Here is a 22936-nt window from a genome sequence, read left to right on the forward strand (position 1 = left end):
ATTAATCCTCCTAATCTTAATAAATATTTAGTTATAATAACATTATCTTGTTTGAAACTAAAAATTTACTACATTTATATTATGTACAAGTTTGGCATTAAAATTTATATCCAATCAAAGCAAAATATACTAATTATTTTATCATATAATTATAAAAAAGAAAATAAATGAAATTATAAAAAATTAACAAATCATATCAATTCTATAAATTGACTGGGATATTGTTTTTTGGTAGAATATGTTAGTTAAAATATAAATTTTACTATCAGTTTGCTAGATGGTAAGCAGGAGAAATTAGTATGGAAAAAGTCAAAATTCTTTCAAGTATTAAGTATAAATTTATCCTAATTTTATTAATTATTATTATGGTACCAATAATAATCTTTTCTACAATTCAAGTATATAGCAGTAAAAAAAATATTATAGAAAAAGTAAAAGAAGAAATACACTACCAAATAGACTTACTAGATAAAGTATTAGTAAAATATATGCTTACTATAGAGCAAAATATAAATTATCTACAAACTCAAATAGAATTAGATGATGATAAAGATTTAGAGAAGATTTTAAAAAAGAGTATGTATAGTTTAAATAGAAATAGTGACAGTATTGAACATATATACTTAGCCCTTGAAGATGGAAAGATATACTTGGATAGCGATGCAAATTTACCGAAAGATTATAATCATGTAAAAAGACCTTTTTATAAAGATGCTATTAAAAATAAAGATGAATCTGTACTTAGTTCTATTTATAAATGGAAAGATAAAAATGTAATTACATTAAGTAAAGCTATAAAGTATAAAGATGATATAAATGGAGTATTAGGAGTAGATATAAATATAGACAAAATATCCAGACTAGCTAAAGACGTTAGTAATAAAAAATATATGAATACATTAATATTAGACTCAAAAGGAAATATTATTAGTGATTCAAATAATAAAGTTAAAGATATAAATAGTATTAAATCTATTAACTATAATATGTATGATATAAATAAAATGGATAAATATAAAAATATAAAATTGGCTTTAAATGAAAATAATGATTATATTATAGATTATAAAGAAAGTAAAGTAAATGGAGTAAGTATTATTAAATTAGTAGATATAGATTATATAATAAATCAGTTTAATGAAGCTATAAAAAATATAAGACTTATATTCCTTAGTATAATAATTTTAACTGTAGTTTTAATTATATTTTTATGTAATAAAGTGTGGTCACCAATGAAATATATAATAGAGATGGCTCAAAATATTAAAAATGGCAATTATGATGTAAAAAAAATATATAATAAAGAGAATGAATTTGGATTAATAGAAGATAGCTTATATAATATGTCTAATCAAGTAAAAAAAGTACAGAGCCAGTTAGAGATATTAGCATATACTGACACCTTATTACAGATAAATAATAAAAATAAATTTTTTAATAGGATAAATAACATACTAAAAAAAGAAGGTAAATACGGAAGTATATTAGTTATAGATATAAATAATTTTAAATTATTTAATGAAAAGTTTGGATATGGAAATGGAGATACATTTTTAAAGAAAATAGCTAAGTACTTATTAAGTATTACAGATAAAGAGAATCTATTTAGATATGGGGATGATGAATTTATCATACTTTTAGAAGAAAATAATAAATTTGATGCATTAGATATAGTAAGTAAAATACATGGACGGTTTGAGAAAACATGGAATGTAAATGAAATTAACTATACTATAAAAGTAACTATTTTAATAAGTGATTATAATTCAGATAATAATGACTTAGATTATATTTTAAGAAGCTTTGAATATGGAATGAAAGAAGCTAAATATAAAAATCAAAAAACTAATTATTTCGATTCTAAAGATACCAATATAAAAAGAAATAAAAAGATAAAAAAAATTCTTGATATTGCAATTCAAAGTGATAAATTAAAAATTTACTATCAACCAATAATGACTATTAATGAAAATAAATATAATAAAATAGAATCCTTAATAAGGATAGTAGATGAAGAACTTGGATTTATTTCACCGATAGAATTTATTTGCATAGCTGAAGAAACAGGCCAGATATATGATCTAGGATTATATATATTAGAAAGAGCATGTGAAAAAATTATAGAACTAGATAAGGAAAGTAAAAGTATAGATGCTATATCTATAAATATTTCTGTAGTACAATTTATGAATGAAAACTTTGAACAAGATGTAATTAAAATTATTGACAGATACAATATAGGGTACAGTAGATTAGTATTTGAAATAACTGAAAATATATTTATACATTCATATAATAGGGTTTTTGATATAATGAGTAGATTATCTAAAAAAGGAATAAGATTTGCAGTAGATGATTTTGGAACAGGATTCTCATCCTTAAGCTATATATTACATCTTCCAATAGATATAATTAAAATTGATAAAAGTTTTATAGATAATATTATTCATAGTAAAAAAAATAAAGATGTGGTAGAACTTATAGTAACGATGTCTGAAAAATTAGGAATGAAAACTATTGTAGAAGGTGTTGAAAATGAAGAACAATTAGAAATACTACGAAACTTAGGGTGTAGTAATATTCAAGGATATTACTTTAGTAAACCTATACCTAGTGATGAAATAAATAATTTATTATAAATAAAAGCAGACTTTGTTTAAAGTCTGCTTTTATTTAATTATTTTGTTGCAGCGATAACACTCATTTCTACTAATAAGCATTCTCTAGCCATCTTAGCTTCAACACAAGCTCTAGCAGGCTTAAATCCTTCTGGTATCCATTCATCCCAAACAGAGTTCATATTAGCAAAATCATTATCTATGTCTTTTAAGTATATTGTAACAGATAGTATATGCTCTTTATTTGAATTATATTTGTTTAATAAATCTTCTATTTTAGCTAAAACCTGTGCAGTTTGTTCTTTAACATCACCTTCAGCATGAACTTGTCCAGATAAATAAACTGTATTATTGTGAACTACTGCCTTACTCATTCTTTGATTTCCTTCATATCTCTTTATTTCCATATTTCAAACCTCCAAAAATTTTTGACAATATAAATTATAATATAGATGTGTTTAATAATCTAGGATAAAAATTCAATTTATCAGACGAATATAGATAGAAAATTAAAATGATAAAAATGGTAATATGGAAAAAAATGTAACCATATAATATAATCAATTATAAAGGGTTAAAAGAAAATTTACTAGATGTAAATTAAAGGGGTGTCATAACTTATATATGGAAATAATAAGTGCAGTAGATTTATTTAAAATTAATCAGTATATATTAAAAAGAATAGATAAGTATGTAGTAAATCATGGGGAGGAGACTGCTTATATAGCCTATAAAATAGCGCAAGAATTGGGATATAGCAATGATAAGATAGATATAATAATAAGAATTGCAATACTACACGATATAGGTGCATATAAAACAGAAGGAATTAAAAATTTTAAAAAATTTGAAATATCTAATACAGGCAGGCATTCTATTTATGGATATATTATTTTAAATAATAGTAAACTATTTAAAGAAATGTCAGAAGCTGTTTTATATCATCATCACTCTTATAAAAATAAAGATAAGTTTATAAAAGGAATTGAAATACCTAAAGAAGCTTTCTTAATAGGATTAGCAGATAGAGTATCTATACTTTGTAGTTTATTAAACTATGATGAAAAAAGAATTATTGATGATTTAAAAGGGTTGAATAAGAATATATTTGAACCCAGCCATGTAGATGTTTTATTTAGATTAATAGAAAATGAAGGCTTGATAAGTGATATAGTAAACGCAACATATAAATTAAAATTAAATAAAAGGTTAGAGTCTATAAAAATTAATTTAGATAAGGCAAAAGAATACTTAATATTTTTACCTTTATCAATAGATTTTTTTAGCTTTGAAACTTCTATTCACACTGTTAGTGTATCCTCAATATCTAAAAAAATATGTGAAGAAATGAACTTAAATGAAGAATATAAAAATAAGATTGAAATAGGGGCATATTTACATGATTTAGGTAAAGTATGTACACCAAAACATATACTAGAAAAAGAAGGAAAATTAACAGAGAATGAATTTGAAATAATGAAGCAGCATGCAGTTTATTCAAGAGATATATTAGAAGAAGCTGGAATAAATAAAGAATTAATTAATTTAGCTTGTAATCACCATGAAAGATTAGATGGAAGTGGATATCCAAGGGGATTAAAAGAAGATGAACTAAGTATAGGTGATAGAGTTATAAGTATAAGTGATATATTCTGTGCATTAACGGAAAAGAGAATTTATAAAAATCCGTTCTCAAAAGATGAAGTATTAAACATACTTTATAGTATGTGTAATTCAAATTATATTGATAGAAATTTAGTAAAAATAGTAGATCATAATTATGAGAAATTCTTAGAGTGTATTGTTGAAAATAGAAATAATTATGAAAAAATATTAAATGATATGGTAAAAGCATATAATTATATAGCAATAGAAATGGATTCATTATGTATATAATATAAGTGGAGAGTAAAAAATTTTACTCTCCACTTATATTATCTTTAGTAATAAAATCTATACACTCAGAAAATGCGAAAGATAATATTGCAAATAAAATCTGTGTTTTTGTTGGAATTCGTACTGATTTTATAAAGAAATCAAGTATATCTATTATAATAAAAGTTAAGCTACAATCGATAAAGAAGTCTATTAGTTTATAAAGAGAATAAGGTAATCTATTTGAATATTTTATAAAATCTAATATATTTGTATAAAATATATCAGTAACCTTACTTATACAAAAGTATATTACAAAAAATATAAATACAGATTTAATAGAATCATACTCAAATCCTAAAAAAGATAAAAATCCAATTCCTACAACTGTGAATATAGAAAATGTTATAATTACTAAAAATAAAATAAATAAAATAAAATAAATAATTTCATTAAAAGGAAATTTATATTTATTGTTAATAATAACCACTCCCCAAATAGTGTATATAATCTATAATACTATATACATGAATATTAATGTATTGTTTTATGATATAATATTAAAAAAATGATATATATACTAATATTATTAAGGAGAATTAATGCAATTTTAATTAAATAATTAAGTTTAAAAGAAAAGTACATCTATTTAATATGTATGATATAATCATATACAAGGAAAACTTTAGCTAGGAGGAACTAAGATGTCAGATGATAGAATAATCGATTTTAATGATTTAAAAAACAAAGTCAAAGATGCTGATGTAGATAAATTTGAGCAATATATGTATAATTTATATTTTTCTGTTATGGATGGAAGTTTAACAATGGCTGAATTTTCAAGAAAAATATTTGATTATATGAATGATAATAATATATCTCAAGAAAAATTCATGAATATACAAAAAAAGTTTATGGAAAGATATGGGATGGACTCAGAAGAAGTTGAAAAGCAGCTTAAAAATTTTGGTATAGATCCATCTTCAGCAGGTTTTGGGAATATTGATTTAAGTAACATGACAAATGAAAATATGGAAGCAATAAAAAAGAGTGCTGGATTTTATGAAAAATATGGAGCTAAAATTCAACCTAAGAGTTGCATAACTACTTATATAAAAAATGATAATAATGATATAGAAGTAATAATAGATCAAGAAAAAGTAATGCTTTACAGCAATAAAAAAGTGAATCTTATGGATGCAGAATTAAATGAATTTTTACTAGCATATAAAAATATGTTTAATAAAAAGATAAGAGTAGTTCTATGCGAAAATTATAGCGAATACGATTATTAAAATAAAAAACTATGAAATTAGACTTAAAAGTTTTAATTTCATAGTTTTTTTTTAATAAGAAATTTCTTTTACAACATTTATACCATTTTGAATCATGCTATTTAAAAATACAATATTTAAAAGTTCGGCAGGATGTACACTAGGTATATCATATGTATCGACTAAATTTATAGGAACAACTATATTTTTAGATATATTTTGTTGATTAAAGTAAGCTTTTAGTGTTACAGCAAATTGATATATGCAAATATCTGTACAATCACCAACTATTATTATATTATCGATATTATTAAAATTTAAATTTTCTAAAGCGAAAAATCCATTAGTAGAATTTTTAGGTAAGATATGTATATTTTCAATAAATTTAAGTTCATCAACTATTTGAGACTCTAAATCATTTTCTAAGCAGTGAGAAGGATAACTTAGTAATTCTATAGACTCAGGTGTATGGCAGTCTGTAAAAGCTATTATGTTAGTTATTTCATTACTAGATAGATGTTTTGTAAAATTTGCTATAGGACTTATAAGAGCTTCTACCCTAGGAGAGTATAGTGCACCATTTTTTGCAAATCCATTATTAATATCGACTATAAAAAGAGAAGTTTTTTTAAGGTCAAAATTAGATATATTTTCTATAGGTAAATTATCAAGATTTTCTTTTAAAGATTTTAATTCTTTTAATAAATTTTCCATAAAACACCTCCATATTTAAAATTGTACATACTAAAGAAATTAAAGTCAAGTTTATGTATTACAATAAAAAATACTACTTTTAAAATAAAAGTAGTATTTTAAAAGGAATTAGTTATCCGCAAAGGTCGAATACATTCCTTATATATAATATGCTTTAATTATAAAATTGAAACACTATAATTAAATTTTTATTTAATTATAAGTTTAGCAAGTAAAGTTATTATAGGTAAAGCAATTAAAGTACGTGTCAAGAATATTAAAAACAAATCTTTTAAATTAAGTGGTATATCAGATTTTAATATAACAGCACCAGTTTCTGTTAGGTATATTAACTGAGTTATAGATAATGCACCTATTATAAATTGAGTTACTTGGCTTATACCTTCACCAGATACCATTATTGATGGTAAGAACATATCTGTAAAACCAACAAGTACAGCAGGTGCAGCTTGAACTGCATCAGGTATTTGTAATAATTTTAATAAAAATACAACTGGGAAAGATATAATATTAAAAAATGGCGTAAACTCTGCAACAATTAATGCTAAAGTTCCCCAAGCCATGACCAGTGGTAATAAACCAAGGTACATATCTATTACTGTTTTACATCCGTTTATTAATATATCTTTTATTGATGGAGCAGTAGATGCTCTATATATAGCTTTATTTAAACCGAACTCAAATATATTAGCATCTTCAGGAACGAATTCTTCTTTTAAGTGATCAACGTTGTTAAATGTAGTATTTTTAAATCCTTTTAGAGGGTATATACGAGGCATTATTAATGCACAGGCTAATGATGCAACGCATACTGTACCATAAAAAGGAACGAATAAAGGCATAAATCCTAATTGATCTGCTATAACAGTTGAGAATGGTAGTGATACTAAAGAGAAACATACTGATATAATCGCAGCTTCTTTAGCAGTATAAAAACCTTGCTTATATTGAGTATTTGTTATCATTATTCCCAAAGTACCATCTCCTAGCCAAGAAGAAATAGCATCTACAGCAGAACGGCCTGGAACCTTAAATAATTTATACATAGATTTAGATACTAAAGTACCAAATAAATCCATAAGACCAAAGTCAACTACAAGTGGTAATAAAAATCCTGATACTAAAAATATTGCAAGTAAGCTAGGAAGCAAACCTAACATAGTTTGACCTGTAACCTCTGAATTTATAAACTCAGGACCAACTTGATATATGCTCATAACAATAAATATTGCACCTAGTATTCTACACACTAACCAAAATGGTGAAACGTTTAAAAGTCCATTTAAAAATTCGTTTTTTATATTTATAAATTTACTTAAAATAGATAATACTGCAGATGATACTATAACTATTAATGCTAAAGTATTAAGTGATTCTCCAACTGTAATTTTAAAAAGTTCTGATAAAAATCCTATACCTATGTTTATAGGTGATAAGCCTTCTAAAGGAACAATACTTCCATAAGGTATTGGGATTATAAATAGTATTAATCCAAATAGTGATGGTATTAAGAATTTCATTAATCCCGAGTTATTTTTCTGGGTTGCTGATAAATTTTTTTCCATAATTTTAACCTCCAAATTTTAATAAAATAAAAAATTAACTTCTCTAATGTCGCTCAATTAGTTCGCTAATACATAGCTCAAATAACCTATAAATCAGGTTTATTGCTAAAGCCTAGCAATTGAAAACTATATTTTATCTATAAATCAGACAAAGTACAGTTTCCTTGAAATTAAAAAACGCCCCTTGGTCTAGAAAGACCAAGAGACGAAAAAGTTCCGCGTTACCACTCTCGTTGATAAAAATAATTAATATTTTTATCCACTCAAATCTCTTAAGGCGAGATAACCTATTACCGTACTTAATTTCAGGTAATATTCTCAGAAGCTCTCTTCAGTTAAATTTCAATACCAAGCTTCCACCACCCTTGGCTCTCTATAAAATTAATATAACCTACTTTCTTCATCACTGAATGTAAAATATTGACTTGTTGATTTAATGTTAAAATAATTTTAGAGAAAAGTCAACGATATTTACTGAAAAAAATTTTATTGTTGAAAAATTCAAAAAAATATATAAATAAATGTTAAAAAATATACAAAGAATTGGAGGTAATAATTTAATAGCTAAAGAAAGTAACATAATAAGATTAATAAAAATAAAATGATATTAATGTATAAAGTTTATCTAGGGAGGTAAATTATGGCCATTAATAATATATTTAGGGAAATGTTTAATGAACAAAAAAGAGAAAGAGAACTGCAACATCAAAAGGAAATGATAAAACATGTACTAGAAAGTAAAGGCAATATGTTAAGCGACTTTGAAACGGGAATGGATTTATTAGATGAAGAAAACTATGAAGATGCAGTATTTTACTTAAGTAAGTGTGCAGAAGGTGATAATTCTCAGGCGCAATATGAACTAGGAAGATTATACAAAGATGGATTAGGGGTAGAGGAAAATAAGGATAAAGCTAAAAAGTATTTAATGGAATCTTATAAGCATGGATTTAAAAAATCAGGAGAACTTTTAAGAGAAATAAGATATAATGAACAACCTAATTTAGATAAAAAAATTGATATAGGATTTACAAATAAAAAAAGCAGATTAGGATTTAGTATAGATATTCCAAATGATTGGATTAATCTAGAGCCTAAAAATAAAGATTGTTTTGATGCAGTAGCTATAGACAATTTTAATGGAGATGTTATATTTAATATAAAAATGCAAGTATTCTTAATCGAGATACCCTATAATATGGCGGGATGTGTATCACTAGATAGTGTAGCAAATAATATGGGATGTATAGAATCTGTTGATTTTAATAATAGAAACTGCAATGGGAAACTTATATGCGGAGAAGGTATTGATGGAACTTATAACTATATATTTATAGCTAAAGGTAAAAGAGGAGTTTATGATGTTAGAGTAATTGTTGATAAGCACCTTGATACTATTTATGAAGAGGTGATAGATCATATAATTTATAGTTTTAATATAGATGAACCTATAGAAGAGTAGATAGTTTTTAAAATAAAAATAGCTAGATTTTAAATAATAATCTAGCTGTTTTTATAAAAATATTGTTAAAAAATAAACCTAAAAATTAATTACTTAGGCCATCTTTAGTAAAGAAATCATCTTTTTCGAATAATATATGACCACTTTCATATTCGTTTCCATTTACTAATATTTTAAATTTATCTAATTTAAAATTATCAATGTAAGTTTTAGCTATAGAATTTAACATTAGAGATTCCCCAGAAGATCCTAAATTAGAGTCATAAAATTCTTTTGAAAAATCTATAATACCGATTATTTGGCCATTTTCTTTATAAGATTTATAATTATTTAATGCTGTATTTTCGTTTATTACTTTTTGATTTTTCAATTCATTAAATAAAGAATCTGCGCTTAATTCTTTTAAAGCAATTTCTTTATTAATAATATTTTCAGCTGAAGAATCAGATGTATATATGGTTGCTAAAACATTACCTTCATTGTTTTTACCAAAAGTCTCGGACTTAGTAGTATCAATTACTTGGTTTGCATCAGAAGTACTACTACATCCTACTAAAGAAATAAACAGAGTAGCAATTATAAAAAATAGAAATATTAACTTTTTCAATATATACAGCTCCTTTAAATATAAATTTATAGACACTTAATATAAATTTATGAAAAAAAGAGTAGTTTAATGACAATAAAAAGAGCTATCCCATATGGGATAGCTCTTAGTTTTTTGAATTAGCTATTTCTTCAGCTAGATTATTTAAATATTCCCATCTTTCATACTTATGTTCAAGTTCTGCTTCTGCATTTGCTTTTTTATCAAGTACTTCTTGTAATTTAACAAAATCAGTAGCAAATTTTACAGAACTTTGTTCAAGTTCTTCAATTTTCTGCTCAAGCTTTTCTATATCACTATCTATGCTATCAAATTCTCTTTGTTCGTTATAAGTAAACTTAAGTTTTTTATCATTTTTAGGTTTTTCCTTTTTTGGAGAATTAGAAACTTCTTTTTCAACTTTATCTTCTTTAAATTCAATTCCTTGAATTTCTTTATAAATAAGGTAATCGCTATAATTTCCTGTATATATATGAATTTTCCCTATACCTTCATAAGCAAATATCTTATTACAAATTCTATCTAAGAAATATCTATCATGTGAAACCGTTATAACAATGCCGCTAAATTCATCAATATAATTTTCAAGTATATTAAGAGTATCTATATCTAAATCATTTGTAGGCTCATCAAGTAATAAAACATTTGGAGCCATCATTAATGTTCTAAGTAAATGAAGTCTACGTCTTTCTCCACCAGATAATTTTCCTATTTGAGTATACTGCATAGTAGAGTTAAATAAAAATCTTTCACACATTTGAGAAGCTGATATTTTAGTACCATCACTAGTTTCTATATAATCACTAGCTTCTTTTATATAATCAATAGCTCTCATATCAATATGCATATGAGAATCATCTTGATTAAAGCATCCTATTTTTACCGTTTCACCAATTTCTATATTACCACTATCAGGTTTAAGCTCACCATTTAATATATTTATAAGAGTAGACTTGCCCATACCATTTTTACCAATGATACCGATTCTATCAGTACGAGCTAATGTATATTCTAAATTATCTATTAATAGCTTATTTCCAAAAGATTTAGATATATTGTGAATTTCTATAATTTTTTTACCAAGTCTACTAGAACCTACAGATATATCCATTTTTTCATCAGATGAAATATGTTCTCTATTTGTTAGTTCATCAAATCTTTGAAGTCTAGCTTTTTGTTTTGTACTTCTAGCCTTAGCACCACGTCTAACCCATGCAAGTTCTGTTCTTATTAGATTTTGACGTTTTTCTTCCATACTAGATTCAAGAGCTAATCTTTCCATTTTCTTTTCAAGAAAGACTGAGTAGTTACCATCATAACTAAATAATCTTCCTTTATCAAGTTCAATAATTCTATTTGATACTCTATCTAAGAAATATCTATCATGAGTGATCATAACTAAAGAACCACGTCTTGAATTAAGGTATTCTTCTAAATAGTCTATAGTATCATTATCTAAGTGGTTAGTAGGCTCGTCTAATATCAATAATTCACAAGGTGTTATTAAAGCTGAAGCTAGAGAAACTCTTTTTCTTTGACCACCAGATAATTCTTTTATTTTTTGATTAAAATTAGTTATGCCAAGCTTAGTTAATACATTTTTAGCTTCACTTTCTAAATCCCAAAGATTTAGAGCATCAATTTTTTCTTGTATAGAAATTAGCGTATTATTTAAACTATCATTATAATTTTTATTAATTTCTTCTAGTGTTTCTTGGTACTCTAAAAGTAATTTCATTTCAGGAGAAGTACCTTTGAAAACTTGTTCTAAAACAGTTAAATTTTCATTGTAATCAGGGTTTTGAGGAAGGTACTCAATTCTAACTCTGTTAGCCTTAGTAATATTACCAGAGTCGCATATTTCAGTTCCTGCTATAATTTTAAGTAAAGTAGATTTACCTGTACCATTAACACCTATAATACCTATTTTTTCTCCTTCATTAATACCAAAAGATATATTTTCTAATAATTTTTTCTCAGAGTAACTTTTACTTATATTTTCTAAAGTCATTAAATTCATAACATCACCTATATTTCTATATTTATAATTTTTTTTCAAAATGTTGATAATCAGGATTTTTCCAATGTCCACCCCAGCTAAAGCCTCGATGAGTAAAGGCGTTATAAAGGTCATCTCCTTCTATAATCATACCCTTTCTTATATTGGATCTATCAATATAATCAGAGCCTTCTTTAGGATTAGCAGTATTTCCGACTACATGTGGGTTTTGAAGTGGATTTATATCAATTGCAAGACCTTTTCCATGGTTTGATATAACATTAGTACCTTTAATTTTTCTATAAGCGAAAGAAGAAGTATTATTATCAGACATAGAAAGTTCATCATCAGCATTGTATTCATCTATCAATCTTATTTTTTCAATAGGATATTTTTTATAATAAACCTCTTTAAAAGCATCTACAACATCAGATGCAATATCTTTATTTACAACCATTTCACCAATATGAGTATTTCCATCAAAGTCATAGTAACTAAGTTTTAGATAACTAAGACTATCAAAGCTTATGGGCTCAGATTTAGGCATAGATAAACCTATCATCTTACTCCTTATATTATCAGGAATGGGGGAATAAGAAAATACTGGTTCAATTTTAGAAGAAACATATTCAGAAGAATTTTTATTGTCATTATCTAAATTTGAAGTTTCTTGTATTATATTAAAACCATCTTTTTCTAAATTGGTGTTGCTAGCTTTTTGTATAATATAGATTGGAGTGATTATTATACCTAGTATCAATAAATATATTAGTTTTTTTATAAGGAATCACCCTTTCATTAAAAAATTTATACTGTTATAATAAAAAAAACTATATATATTATAACTCATAAAAAGAAACTAAAGTAATAGTATTTTAAAATTGAGCTAATTTAAATAAAATAGTTTAAAATTATATTTATAGGGGTGATAAATATGAAAGCAGAAATAGTAACTGTAGGAACTGAGATACTCTTAGGAGATATAGTAAATACCAATTCAAAATATCTAGCTAAAGAATTAGCATTATTAGGAATTGAAGTTTACTATCAAATTAGTATTGGAGACAATGAAAATAGACTATTACAAGTACTTGAGGATAGTTTAAAAAGAAGTGATATAGTAATAACAACAGGAGGATTAGGTCCAACTGATGATGATATAACTAAAGAAGTAGCATGTAAATATTTTAATCAAGAATTAATACTTCATGAACTATCGTTAAATAAGATAAAATCGCACTTTGAAAAATTAAATATAGGACTTACTGAAAATAATAAAAAGCAAGCGTATTTTCCAAAAAATTCAATAATACTTGAAAATAAAAATGGAACAGCACCAGGTGCAATACTAAAAAAAGAGGGCAAGACAATAATAGTGCTTCCAGGACCTCCAAGAGAAATGATACCTATGTTTGAAAACTACGTAAAGCCGTATTTACAAAATACAACAGACAGTATTTTAGAGTCGAAGGTGTTAAGGCTATTTGGAATAGGAGAATCATTACTTGAAGACAAAATAATAGATATAATAAAAGAACAAAGTAACCCAACGATAGCACCATATGTAGGCAATATGGATGTCACTTTAAGAATAACTGCTAAAGCTAAAGATAAAATAGAAGCTAATAATCTTATAAGTGAAGTAGAGGATAAAATTAGAGAAAGAGTAGGGGAATTTATATACGCAGAAGGAGATACATCTATAGAAGAAGTTGTAGCAAAGCTATTAGTTGAAAAAAATATGACTATTTCTACATCAGAATCTTGTACAGGAGGATTAGTTAGTAGTTCACTTATAAACTATCCAGGTATATCTTCTGTATTTATGGAAGGATGTGTAACCTATTCTAATGAAGCTAAAATTAATAGGTTAGGTGTAAAAAAAGAAACACTAGATACATACGGAGCAGTAAGTGAGCAAACTGCAAGAGAAATGGCTATGGGTATAGCTAAAAACTTTAATACAAATGTTGGATTGTCAACTACTGGAATAGCAGGACCAGAAGGTGGATCTGATGATAAACCGGTTGGCCTTGTATATATGGGAATTTACATAAATGGAAAAACTATAGTAAAGAAGTTTGTATTTAATGGAGATCGACAACAAATTAGAATGAGGGCAACAAAGACACTATTAAATGAATTAAGGGTAGAATTGTTAAAATTATAAAAAATAAAAAGGTGTTGAAAATTTTCAACACCTAAATACATTTAAGCATAGTGTAAGATTTTACTGTATTTTTTAATATAGAATCTAATATATAATCAATGACACTATTACATATATAAGATGAAAATAGCAAGTCATTTTTGTAATCTAGTTTTTTTACATATTCATTATACAGCTCATAGAAAAAATCTTCGAAGCTATCATGAGTTATAACATCCCCTTTAAATTTAGATAAATCGATTTCTTTAGCCACGATAGATAGCTCTTTTTCATAGGCCATATGTTTTTTCATACTATGTTTAAACTCCCAACGTTGGCTATGAGGAACACAGAAAAAATCACATAAAAAGTGGCAAATAACACCTAATTCTTGGCTGAATTTGCTTACAGAAAAATATTTAGATAAAGAATCTAAAGTAAGACTACATAAGTGATTTATTTTAGATACTATAGTATCTAGAGATTCATCAAGATAATGTTTTTGAAAGACATATTTAGATGATGAATCGGGCTTTATATTACCATAGATAAAGTTTTTTTCACTTACGAAAAACGATTTGTTATAATCTATATTTCCAAGTAATGATTTAGCTATTAAAAAATGAGCGTTCATTAACATATTTTACACCTCGTTAGTTTAAAATGGTTAAAGTTAATCAACCAAAATTTATAAGACATATTAATGATATCAATAAATTATTCAATTTACAATATGAAATTAATGTAAATAATGTAATAATTATTAGAAATGATATAAGATTCATATCATAAAAAACACCTATAATGCCAGTATTAGCATTATAGGTGTTTTTTATTTTTTATATTTTATACCTTGGTAAGAATTACGTATTTTTAAGGTATCATCAATTGCATTTAAAACCTCCCATTTTTTTAAACTCCACAAAGGTCCTACAAGTTCATCTCTTTTTCCATCTCCAGTAAGTCTATGAACTATCATAGTTTCAGGAAGTATCTCTAATTGATCACAGACTAAGTTTACATACTCATCTTGTGTCATTAAATTTAACATTCCTTTATCTAACATTTTTTCCATAGGAGTATCTTTTATAACATGTAGTAAATGTATTTTAATACCATCCACATTTAAATCAGCAACTGCTTTAGCAGTTTCTATCATCATATTATAATCTTCTCCTGGAAGGCCATTTATTATATGAACTATAGTTTTTATATTTTTAGACTTTAATTTTTCAATACCTTTAAGAAACTCTTCATAATCATGACCTCTATTTATAAGTTTAGAGGTTTTATCGTGAATAGTTTGAAGTCCTAATTCTACCCATAAATTAGTTCTTTCATTAAGTTCTCCTAAGTACTCAATCACATCGTCAGGAAGACAATCAGGTCTTGTTGATATAGAAAGCCCTATAACATTATCCATTTGTAGTATAGTTTCGTATTTTTCCTTTAAAACATCTAATGGAGCATAAGTATTAGTAAATGCTTGAAAATAGCCTATATATTTTGCTGAGGCCCATTTTTTATGCATCATTTGAGTTATATCATCAAATTGTTTAATAAGATTATCTTTAGGATTTCCAGCAAAATCTCCAGAACCTTCTTTGCTACAATAAGTACATCCACCGTATCCAGCTTTTCCATCTATATTAGGACAAGTAAAACCTGCATTTATAGATACCTTAAACACTTTTTCACCAAAAGTATTTCTAAGGTAGTAATTCCATGTATGATATCTTTTATTATCAAAAGCATATTTAAAATTTGTCAATTATATCACCTTTTTCTAAGTTATATTTTATGAAGTAAATAATTTATATTAAAATATATTACCATAAATAAATTATATATACAAATTACATATTAGCATGAATAATAATTACAATACTGTTACATATTTTACTGAATATATATATTTATATCCTAATAAAATTTACTAATCAGATATTTGAGGGGGGTAAAGTATGGATGAAGAAAAAGACAGTATAAGTAGAAATATTAAAGATGGTGATATTTCTAATCAAACAGAAGAAGAGATAAAAGATGTTTCTGAAAATGAAGAAGTATTAGATGATAATAATGACAGTGAGAACGTACTTATCGAAAATGAGGAAATTAATAATGAGGAAAAGGAAGACCTACAAAAAGCATCTAAATGTGGTAAAAACAAAAGAAATGCTATTATATGGATTATAATCGGTGTATTAATATTATTATTTATAGTAATGTATATAAAAACATCAAAGTATGAAAATTTAGTATATCCAAATGTAACTGTATACAAAGAAGATGTATCAAAATTATATGAAAAACAGTTGAAATCAAAATTAGAATCTATAGAAAATAGTATAGAAAAAAGTCAAATATATATAAAAGCTAATAATAAAGAATACAAACTAAAGATTAAAGACATTGCATCAGGATATAATATGAATCAATTAGAAGATGAGATTATGAGTTATGGAAAGGATGGCAATTTTATACAAAAGTTTTGCAAAATAACATTTGGTAAAAATGCAGACTATAAATTTACTATTAATACAAATGATAATTTAATCAAAAACTTTATAAAGGAAGTAGCAAAAGATACTAATAAAAAATCTAAAGAACCAGAAGCTATAATAAATGGAGAAAATATAAATTTTGTAGAAGGAAAAGATGGTATAAAACTTGACGAAAATAAATTATTTAATGAAATACAAAAATGTATGAAAGAAAAAAATATATATAATCAAAATTTAAAAATAGATGCAAAATATAAAACTGAAAATCCAAATATACCAATGGAAGAGCTAAAGAAAGTAAACTTTAAAATATCAACATACTCAACTAGCTATGGAGCAGGTGGAGGAAGAGGAAGAAATGTAGAACTTGCAGCAAAGCAATTAGATAATATGATATTAATGCCGGGACAAGAATTTTCTTATGAAAAGACTTTAGGTGATATAACTATAGAAAATGGATATTCATATGCACCTGTTATAGTAAATGGAGAACTTAAAGATGGAGTAGGTGGAGGAGTTTGTCAGGTATCATCAACTTTATATAATACACAATTAAAAGCAGGTATAGTTCCAACTGAAAGAAGAAATCATTCAAAACCAGTACATTATGTCCCAAGAGGTCTTGATGCTACATTAGCTACAGGAAGTATAGATTATAAGTTTAAAAATACATATAAATACCCATTAGTGATAAACACAAAAGCAGGCGGAGGAACTTTAACAATAGAGTTTTGGTCAAATGAAAAAGCACTTAATGGAATTGAATACAAGGCTGTAGGATATGCAAGTGGAAATGTAGCAAATACATATCTTTATGGATATGATAAAGAGGGTAAAAAGGTATATGAAAAACATATAGATACTAGTGTATATAGATAAAAAAGAGGACAAATGTCCTCTTTTTTATTTTAGTTTATTTCCCATAGAAACTAAATATGAACCTATTAGCATTATTAAAATAGACAATATTGAAACTATGAACCTAGATAAAAATAGAGGCGATAATATTAATGTAAATCCAAATAATATAGTTAATATATTTAAAGCTCCAAATCTATAATAAGGATTATTTTTGTTAACTATTAATCTTTTTACTTGAGAAAAAATAATATAAGCTCCGGCAGTAGAAGAAATAAGAACTTGTATTTTTTCTGGGAATAAAAATAATACAACCGCACTAATTAAAAGTATCATCTGTAAATTTGTAAATGGCCTTATTTCTTCTTTAGAAGCATATCTTCTAAGATCATTAATGTTTTTTAAGTTTAAGTATGCAAAAAATAATAAAACTATACTTAAAGCCATAGAAATAATTTTTATACCTAGATATTTATTAAAAAAAGAAAAGGCACCAAGAACTAATAATAAAACTCCTATTAATATAAATTTAGTAGAGTTTTCTTTTTTTAACATATTATCAAAGTTAATATTAAATATTTGAAACATAAATTTCACCTCGCTGTTTATAAATTTATACATTAATTTTTAATTAATTATAACAAAAATTACAATTTACTCAAATAGTTTTAAAGTCAAATATAATAAAAGTCTCATTACTACTATTGAAATGATTGCATTGGTTTTTAAAATAAAGTATAAAAATATTGAATGAATTCCTATGATATGCTACCTTTTATATTAAGGAAAATATAGAAAATATTATATATTGATAATACTCACCATATCAAAGTTTTATTAAGACACAGTGTATATGGTATTAATAAAAAAGTTATATCATAAAGTATATTAATAAATATTAATCTTAAGGAGGGTGAGTATGTCAAATATAGTACCAATACTATGTGCGGTATTAGCAGGTGGATCAACTGCTTTAGAAGCATTTGTAAATGGAGAACTTGGAAAAAGTACAACTGCATTAACAGCAACCTTTATAAGTCTAATAGTAGGATCTATATTTTTTTTAATAAGTATTTTGATAACAGGAGATTTAAAATCATTAGGTAATATAAATGATATAGATCCAAAGTTACTAATAGGCGGGGTACTTGGAGGTCTTGTAATATATTTTACTGTAAGGGCTATACCAGGGTTAGGGGTATCCAATACTCTGACGTTGATAGTAGTATCACAAATGCTTATAGGATTTTTAATAGATAGTTTTATTTTAGGACAAGGATCGATACACTTATATAAAGGCATAGGAGCTGTTTTACTAGTAATAGGAACTTTCTTTATACTCAATTAGTGAGAATAAGATATAAAGAGATATTTGGAGGTATTAAAAATTGACTAATGAAAAATTCGTAATGTCATTTAGTGGAGGTAAAGATAGTACATTAGCCTTATATAAAATGATAAAAAGAGGGTATACACCAGTAGCACTTTTAACAGCTGTTAAAAAAAATGAAGATGAATCATGGACTCATGGTCTAAACCATAACTTATTAAAGCAAGTTAGCGAAAGCTTAAATATACCTCTTATAAAAGCTGAATGTGATGTTTCTAACTATGAAAAAACATTTGAAGAAATGCTTTTAGTAGCTAAAGATATGGGAGCTACTATTTGCGCATATGGAGACATAGATATAGTTCATCATAGACAGTGGGGAGTAGATAGATGCGAGGCTGCTAATATGAAGTCAGAATTCCCTCTATGGCAAGGCAGTAGAGAAGAATTAGTTTATGAATTTATAGATAGCGGATTTACAACTATAATAAACAAAGTAAACTTAAATAACTTAGGAGAAGAATTTTTAGGTAAAAAACTGACTAGAGAAATTATAAGTGATATAAAGAAGACTGGATCAGATCCATGTGGAGAAAATGGAGAGTATCATACCTTTGTAATAGATGGACCTATATTTAAAAAAGCTATAGATTTTAAAATATCTGATAAAATAATTGCTAATGGATACGGTCATTTACATATTGTATAAAAAAGTTTTATTAAAAGCAAAACACCTAAGGTTATATAACCTTAGGTGTTTTGCTTTTAATAAAGTATTATTTTTTCTCCCATGCTATAACAACAAAATCTTTTCCAGTTTCATTCTTTAATGCAGCTTCAGCTTTTTTAATAGCATCTTCTTCTTGTTTAGTTATATGAGCTATTTTATAAGAATTATTTTCCATTGTTGCACCTCCATAAAATTAAATTCAATATATTTTGTGTAAATTTTTAATTCTTTATGATAAATACATATTTACATATTTGGAAATTAATAAAAACTTTATTTTTTAAGCTATTTACATGCGCTTAAATTTAGAAGTTAGAAATTATATATAAAAAAGTATGTACATTGGTATTATACTAAGGTATATACTAATATTAAGGAAAAAATTAGTTAGTAATTATACAAATAGGAGTGATATTTTGCTATCAAAACAACAAATAGTAAAAAGTATTTTATTGATAATAATAGGTTCAACTATTTTATCATTTGGAAGTTACAATTTTAATTATCAAAACAATGTAACGGAAGGTGGAGTATTAGGTTTATTACTTTTAATGAAGAATTTATTTGATATATCTCCTTCAATAACAAGCTTAATAATAGATTTATCATTATTTGCACTTGGTTCAAAGTTCTTTGGAAAAAGATTTTTATTATATTCATTAACAGCAACTATTACATTTTCATCAACATATAAGATATGGGAAAGTATAGGATTTATAGTTCCAAACCTTTTAAATAATATGTTACTTGCAAGTATATTTGCAGGTCTAGGGGTAGGTATTGGAGTAGGTCTCGTTGTAAGAGGTGGGGGAGCATCCGGTGGAGATGATGTCATTGCTCTTTTAGGCAATAAGTTTACACCGCTTAAAATTCACCATATATATTTAATAACAGATATAGTTGTTCTTCTATTATCATTATCATACTTAGATTTTAGACAGATATTTTTCTCAATAATCGCAGTAAGTATAAGTGGAAAAATTATAAGTTTACTTTATAAAGATGAAAATGAAGATAATAAAGAAAATGTAGAAGATGGAATTTTGGTATAATATTAATAGGCTATGGATTATAATCCATAGCCTATTAATATTAAATTTAAAGGAGTTAATATATGAAAGAATATTATAAAATAGGTGAAATATCTAAAATTTATGGAATCGGAAGAGACTCCTTAATGTATTATGAAGAGATAGGAATACTAAAACCATTTAGAGATAAAAATGGATATAGAATGTATAGTATATCAGATATATGGAGACTTAATTTAATAAAAGAACTTAGAAGTTTAAATTTTTCTATGAAAAAAATAAAAGAATATTTGGATGATAGAAATATAGAAACTACTAATAAAATATTAAATGAAGAAATCAACCTTATTGATGAAAAAATAAGAGAATTATTAAATTATAGAGAAAGTATAAATAAAAGATTAGATTCAATTAATAATGTTATAAATGAGTCTAATATAAATGAGATAAATCTTGTATACATAAATAAAAGAAAGGCTTTAAAATTAAATGCAGATATAAAAAAAGATGAAGATGTAGATTTTTTAATTCAAAAATTACAAAAAGAATATGAAGATAGATTCAATATATTAGGAAATAATAATATAGGAGCAGTATTTAACTTAGAAAAAATAAATCAAGGAATATTTAACGAGTTTAAATCAGTATTTTGTTTTTTAGAAGATGATGAAGATATTTATAATATAGTTGTAGATGAAGGATACTATGTAATATTAACTTATAAAGGTAGTTACAAAAATAACAAAGAATATATTAATAAAATGTTAGATTTTATAAATACTAATAAATATGAGGTTATTAAAGAACCAATAGAAATATATAAAATAGATATTCATGAAACAGGAAATGTAGAAGAATTTATTACAGAAATACAAATACCTGTAAAAATTAATACTAAAAAGATGAATTAAAATGTAACAAAAAGTAGAATAATATCATAAATATAAAATATATATAGATAATATATATACTTTTTTATATTTTTATTTTTTATTTATTAATTATGTGTCATGGTAAAGTATAAATCGGAAGAAAGTAATAAAGTTTACTAAGTAAATTTTATTACTTTTTTAGTATAAGTAAATAATTCAAATATAAGTAAATACTAAATAATGATAAATTAGTTACCATTATATAATATAATGATTTACATATAATAAAATTAAATCAAAACATTTAAGGAAGGAGAGACTAGATGACAAAATCCAAAAGGATTGACATAAAAATAATTTCCTTAATAATTTTTTTAGTTATACTATTGTTACCTAGCAAATGTTATTCAATACAGAATAATAAAAATATAGACCAAGAAGTTATTGTAGGAGGAGAACTTCTTCACATAAATATAAAAACCGAAAAACTTATGTTTTATGTAGAAGATGATAGTAGATTTAAACTGAAAAAATATGATTTGATAACTTATATACAAGGAAATGCTGTGAAAAAAGCATTTAATAAAGACTTTATAACTAATGCAACTAGAAAAGATATATTAACTTTAAATATAAATATGAAAGATAATGATAATATAAAATTAAAAATACTTAGAGATAATAAAATAAAAACCTTATATCTTTCTAAATATGATATTAACCCTAGTTATTTCACAGAAGAAGTACCTTTTTCTGGATCGTTAACTTATATAAATACAAAGGATAGTACCTTTGGTGCTTTAGGACATAATATGAGAATACCTGATTCACCTGATATTTTATCAAAAAAGGGAGATATATATTTGTGCAAGTTGAAGCAAATAAAAAAATCAAATCTCAATGAAGTTGGAAATATGTATGGTGAAAAAATATATGGTGTTCAAGGTAATATATTAAATATAAACGACTTTGGAATAAGAGGAAAAATAATAGGAAATGAAGTATTTAAAAATGCTAGTATATACAAGTTAGGTGATAAGGATGATGTAAATTTAGGATCGGCCCAAGTTTTAATAAAAGATGATAAGGATTCGTCAAAAAATTCATATGATATAGAGATAACTAAAATTAATGAACAAAATAAACCAGAAATATGTGGTTTTGAATTTAAGGTAACTGATAAAAATTTAATTGAAAACTATGGAGGAATTGTTCAAGGTATGAGCGGTTGCCCTATAATACAAAATGGTAAGTTAATAGGTGCTTTATCTCATGTATGTAATGACGACACTAAAAATGGAATGGGAGTATATATAAATTGGATGATAGGAAGGTAAATCCTATCATC

22 protein-coding genes and 1 other annotated feature are annotated in these 22936 nt (G+C 25.1%); of the genes, 11 read left to right on the forward strand and 11 right to left on the reverse strand.

All coding sequences use genetic code 11. The annotated features are described in order from the left end of the window. Positions 1-299 precede the first annotated feature (299 nt). A complete protein-coding gene (locus JNUCC81_RS06500; RefSeq protein ID WP_454095841.1) occupies positions 300-2639 on the forward strand; it encodes a bifunctional diguanylate cyclase/phosphodiesterase in 2340 nt (779 codons plus the stop codon). A gap of 38 nt (positions 2640-2677) precedes the next feature. Here JNUCC81_RS06500 and JNUCC81_RS06505 read toward each other — a convergent pair whose 3' ends face one another. Next, positions 2678-3025, reverse strand: a complete 348-nt coding sequence (locus JNUCC81_RS06505; protein WP_454095842.1) for a RidA family protein — start codon at positions 3023-3025, stop codon at positions 2678-2680. Between the two features lie 217 nt (positions 3026-3242). Here JNUCC81_RS06505 and JNUCC81_RS06510 point away from each other — a divergent pair, with 217 nt between their 5' ends. Then, positions 3243-4514, forward strand: a complete 1272-nt coding sequence (locus tag JNUCC81_RS06510) for an HD domain-containing phosphohydrolase (protein WP_454095843.1) — start codon at positions 3243-3245, stop codon at positions 4512-4514. 22 nt (positions 4515-4536) lie between these two features. On the opposite strand, the gene JNUCC81_RS06515 is transcribed toward JNUCC81_RS06510, so the two are convergent. Then, the gene (locus tag JNUCC81_RS06515) at positions 4537-4983 is read right to left on the reverse strand and encodes a YrvL family regulatory protein (RefSeq protein ID WP_208334714.1); all 447 of its coding nucleotides are present in this window, start codon (positions 4981-4983) and stop codon (positions 4537-4539) included. A 214-nt stretch (positions 4984-5197) separates the two neighbouring features. Here JNUCC81_RS06515 and JNUCC81_RS06520 point away from each other — a divergent pair, with 214 nt between their 5' ends. Beyond that, entirely contained in the window at positions 5198-5788 is a 591-nt protein-coding gene (locus tag JNUCC81_RS06520) for a DUF3867 domain-containing protein (RefSeq protein ID WP_454095844.1), read from the forward strand. Between the two features lie 51 nt (positions 5789-5839). Here JNUCC81_RS06520 and JNUCC81_RS06525 read toward each other — a convergent pair whose 3' ends face one another. Together JNUCC81_RS06525 and JNUCC81_RS06530 are read right to left on the reverse strand one after the other, a co-directional pair. Next, a complete protein-coding gene (locus JNUCC81_RS06525) occupies positions 5840-6481 on the reverse strand; it encodes an isochorismatase family protein (RefSeq protein WP_454095845.1) in 642 nt (213 codons plus the stop codon). Between the two features lie 188 nt (positions 6482-6669). Then, the gene (locus JNUCC81_RS06530) at positions 6670-8046 is read right to left on the reverse strand and encodes a YjiH family protein (RefSeq protein WP_454095846.1); all 1377 of its coding nucleotides are present in this window, start codon (positions 8044-8046) and stop codon (positions 6670-6672) included. Positions 8047-8244: 198 nt separating this feature from the next. After that, positions 8245-8462: a binding site (T-box leader), on the reverse strand. 224 nt (positions 8463-8686) lie between these two features. On the opposite strand from JNUCC81_RS06530, the gene JNUCC81_RS06535 reads away from it, so the two are divergent. Then, the gene (locus tag JNUCC81_RS06535; protein ID WP_454095847.1) at positions 8687-9508 is read left to right on the forward strand and encodes a tetratricopeptide repeat protein; all 822 of its coding nucleotides are present in this window, start codon (positions 8687-8689) and stop codon (positions 9506-9508) included. An 85-nt stretch (positions 9509-9593) separates the two neighbouring features. Here the strand turns inward: JNUCC81_RS06535 and JNUCC81_RS06540 are convergent, their stop codons facing one another. The 3 genes from JNUCC81_RS06540 to JNUCC81_RS06550 form a co-directional block, all read right to left on the reverse strand. Further along, positions 9594-10115, reverse strand: a complete 522-nt coding sequence (locus JNUCC81_RS06540; RefSeq protein ID WP_454095848.1) for a GerMN domain-containing protein — start codon at positions 10113-10115, stop codon at positions 9594-9596. 106 nt (positions 10116-10221) lie between these two features. After that, positions 10222-12135 (reverse strand): ABC-F family ATP-binding cassette domain-containing protein, encoded by a 1914-nt coding sequence (locus JNUCC81_RS06545; protein ID WP_454096376.1) that lies wholly within the window; start codon positions 12133-12135, stop codon positions 10222-10224. Between the two features lie 22 nt (positions 12136-12157). Beyond that, positions 12158-12874, reverse strand: a complete 717-nt coding sequence (locus JNUCC81_RS06550; protein ID WP_454095849.1) for a M15 family metallopeptidase — start codon at positions 12872-12874, stop codon at positions 12158-12160. 174 nt (positions 12875-13048) lie between these two features. Here JNUCC81_RS06550 and JNUCC81_RS06555 point away from each other — a divergent pair, with 174 nt between their 5' ends. After that, a complete protein-coding gene (locus tag JNUCC81_RS06555; protein WP_454095850.1) occupies positions 13049-14284 on the forward strand; it encodes a competence/damage-inducible protein A in 1236 nt (411 codons plus the stop codon). Between the two features lie 31 nt (positions 14285-14315). Here the strand turns inward: JNUCC81_RS06555 and JNUCC81_RS06560 are convergent, their stop codons facing one another. Together JNUCC81_RS06560 and JNUCC81_RS06565 are read right to left on the reverse strand one after the other, a co-directional pair. Then, a complete protein-coding gene (locus JNUCC81_RS06560) occupies positions 14316-14903 on the reverse strand; it encodes a zinc dependent phospholipase C family protein (protein ID WP_208334708.1) in 588 nt (195 codons plus the stop codon). Positions 14904-15095: 192 nt separating this feature from the next. Next, positions 15096-16034, reverse strand: coding sequence for a TIGR01212 family radical SAM protein (locus JNUCC81_RS06565; RefSeq protein ID WP_454095851.1), 939 nt, complete (start codon positions 16032-16034; stop codon positions 15096-15098). 193 nt (positions 16035-16227) lie between these two features. Between JNUCC81_RS06565 and JNUCC81_RS06570 the strand changes: the two genes are divergently transcribed. Further along, complete coding sequence (locus JNUCC81_RS06570; protein ID WP_454095852.1) at positions 16228-17646, forward strand: VanW family protein; 1419 nt, start codon at positions 16228-16230, stop codon at positions 17644-17646. Between the two features lie 24 nt (positions 17647-17670). Here JNUCC81_RS06570 and JNUCC81_RS06575 read toward each other — a convergent pair whose 3' ends face one another. Continuing rightward, the gene (locus tag JNUCC81_RS06575) at positions 17671-18213 is read right to left on the reverse strand and encodes a DUF308 domain-containing protein (protein ID WP_454095853.1); all 543 of its coding nucleotides are present in this window, start codon (positions 18211-18213) and stop codon (positions 17671-17673) included. 331 nt (positions 18214-18544) lie between these two features. Between JNUCC81_RS06575 and JNUCC81_RS06580 the strand changes: the two genes are divergently transcribed. Then, the gene (locus tag JNUCC81_RS06580; RefSeq protein ID WP_208334704.1) at positions 18545-18973 is read left to right on the forward strand and encodes a DMT family transporter; all 429 of its coding nucleotides are present in this window, start codon (positions 18545-18547) and stop codon (positions 18971-18973) included. Positions 18974-19013: 40 nt separating this feature from the next. Next, positions 19014-19664, forward strand: a complete 651-nt coding sequence (locus JNUCC81_RS06585) for a Dph6-related ATP pyrophosphatase (protein WP_454095854.1) — start codon at positions 19014-19016, stop codon at positions 19662-19664. Positions 19665-19731: 67 nt separating this feature from the next. Here JNUCC81_RS06585 and JNUCC81_RS06590 read toward each other — a convergent pair whose 3' ends face one another. Continuing rightward, positions 19732-19860 carry a hypothetical protein gene (locus tag JNUCC81_RS06590; protein WP_286184246.1) on the reverse strand — a complete coding sequence of 43 codons (129 nt, stop codon included), beginning with the start codon at positions 19858-19860 and terminating at the stop codon, positions 19732-19734. Between the two features lie 241 nt (positions 19861-20101). Between JNUCC81_RS06590 and JNUCC81_RS06595 the strand changes: the two genes are divergently transcribed. The 3 genes from JNUCC81_RS06595 to JNUCC81_RS06605 all read left to right on the forward strand — a co-directional run bounded on the left by JNUCC81_RS06595 (position 20102) and on the right by JNUCC81_RS06605 (position 22925). Then, on the forward strand, positions 20102-20737 hold the full coding sequence (locus tag JNUCC81_RS06595) for a YitT family protein (protein ID WP_454095855.1): 636 nt from the start codon (positions 20102-20104) through the stop codon (positions 20735-20737). Positions 20738-20799: 62 nt separating this feature from the next. Continuing rightward, the gene (locus JNUCC81_RS06600) at positions 20800-21627 is read left to right on the forward strand and encodes a MerR family transcriptional regulator (protein WP_454095856.1); all 828 of its coding nucleotides are present in this window, start codon (positions 20800-20802) and stop codon (positions 21625-21627) included. Between the two features lie 284 nt (positions 21628-21911). Continuing rightward, positions 21912-22925 carry a SpoIVB peptidase S55 domain-containing protein gene (locus JNUCC81_RS06605; RefSeq protein WP_454095857.1) on the forward strand — a complete coding sequence of 338 codons (1014 nt, stop codon included), beginning with the start codon at positions 21912-21914 and terminating at the stop codon, positions 22923-22925. The last annotated feature ends 11 nt before the right edge of the window (positions 22926-22936 follow it).

This window comes from Faecalimicrobium sp. JNUCC 81 (assembly GCF_053667625.1).

Bases quoted from the DNA above. Each gene is read 5' to 3' on its own strand.
- JNUCC81_RS06590 (WP_286184246.1), bottom strand. From the start codon at position 19,860: ATGGAAAATAATTCTTATAAAATAGCTCATATAACTAAACAAGAAGAA.
- JNUCC81_RS06525 (WP_454095845.1), bottom strand. From the start codon at position 6,481: ATGGAAAATTTATTAAAAGAATTAAAATCTTTAAAAGAAAATCTTGAT.
- JNUCC81_RS06500 (WP_454095841.1), top strand. From the start codon at position 300: ATGGAAAAAGTCAAAATTCTTTCAAGTATTAAGTATAAATTTATCCTA.
- JNUCC81_RS06505 (WP_454095842.1), bottom strand. From the start codon at position 3,025: ATGGAAATAAAGAGATATGAAGGAAATCAAAGAATGAGTAAGGCAGTA.
- JNUCC81_RS06600 (WP_454095856.1), top strand. From the start codon at position 20,800: ATGAAAGAATATTATAAAATAGGTGAAATATCTAAAATTTATGGAATC.
- JNUCC81_RS06560 (WP_208334708.1), bottom strand. From the start codon at position 14,903: ATGTTAATGAACGCTCATTTTTTAATAGCTAAATCATTACTTGGAAAT.
- JNUCC81_RS06530 (WP_454095846.1), bottom strand. From the start codon at position 8,046: ATGGAAAAAAATTTATCAGCAACCCAGAAAAATAACTCGGGATTAATG.
- JNUCC81_RS06605 (WP_454095857.1), top strand. From the start codon at position 21,912: ATGACAAAATCCAAAAGGATTGACATAAAAATAATTTCCTTAATAATT.
- JNUCC81_RS06580 (WP_208334704.1), top strand. From the start codon at position 18,545: ATGTCAAATATAGTACCAATACTATGTGCGGTATTAGCAGGTGGATCA.
- JNUCC81_RS06520 (WP_454095844.1), top strand. From the start codon at position 5,198: ATGTCAGATGATAGAATAATCGATTTTAATGATTTAAAAAACAAAGTC.
- JNUCC81_RS06510 (WP_454095843.1), top strand. From the start codon at position 3,243: ATGGAAATAATAAGTGCAGTAGATTTATTTAAAATTAATCAGTATATA.
- JNUCC81_RS06545 (WP_454096376.1), bottom strand. From the start codon at position 12,135: ATGAATTTAATGACTTTAGAAAATATAAGTAAAAGTTACTCTGAGAAA.
- JNUCC81_RS06535 (WP_454095847.1), top strand. From the start codon at position 8,687: ATGGCCATTAATAATATATTTAGGGAAATGTTTAATGAACAAAAAAGA.
- JNUCC81_RS06570 (WP_454095852.1), top strand. From the start codon at position 16,228: ATGGATGAAGAAAAAGACAGTATAAGTAGAAATATTAAAGATGGTGAT.
- JNUCC81_RS06555 (WP_454095850.1), top strand. From the start codon at position 13,049: ATGAAAGCAGAAATAGTAACTGTAGGAACTGAGATACTCTTAGGAGAT.
- JNUCC81_RS06575 (WP_454095853.1), bottom strand. From the start codon at position 18,213: ATGTTTCAAATATTTAATATTAACTTTGATAATATGTTAAAAAAAGAA.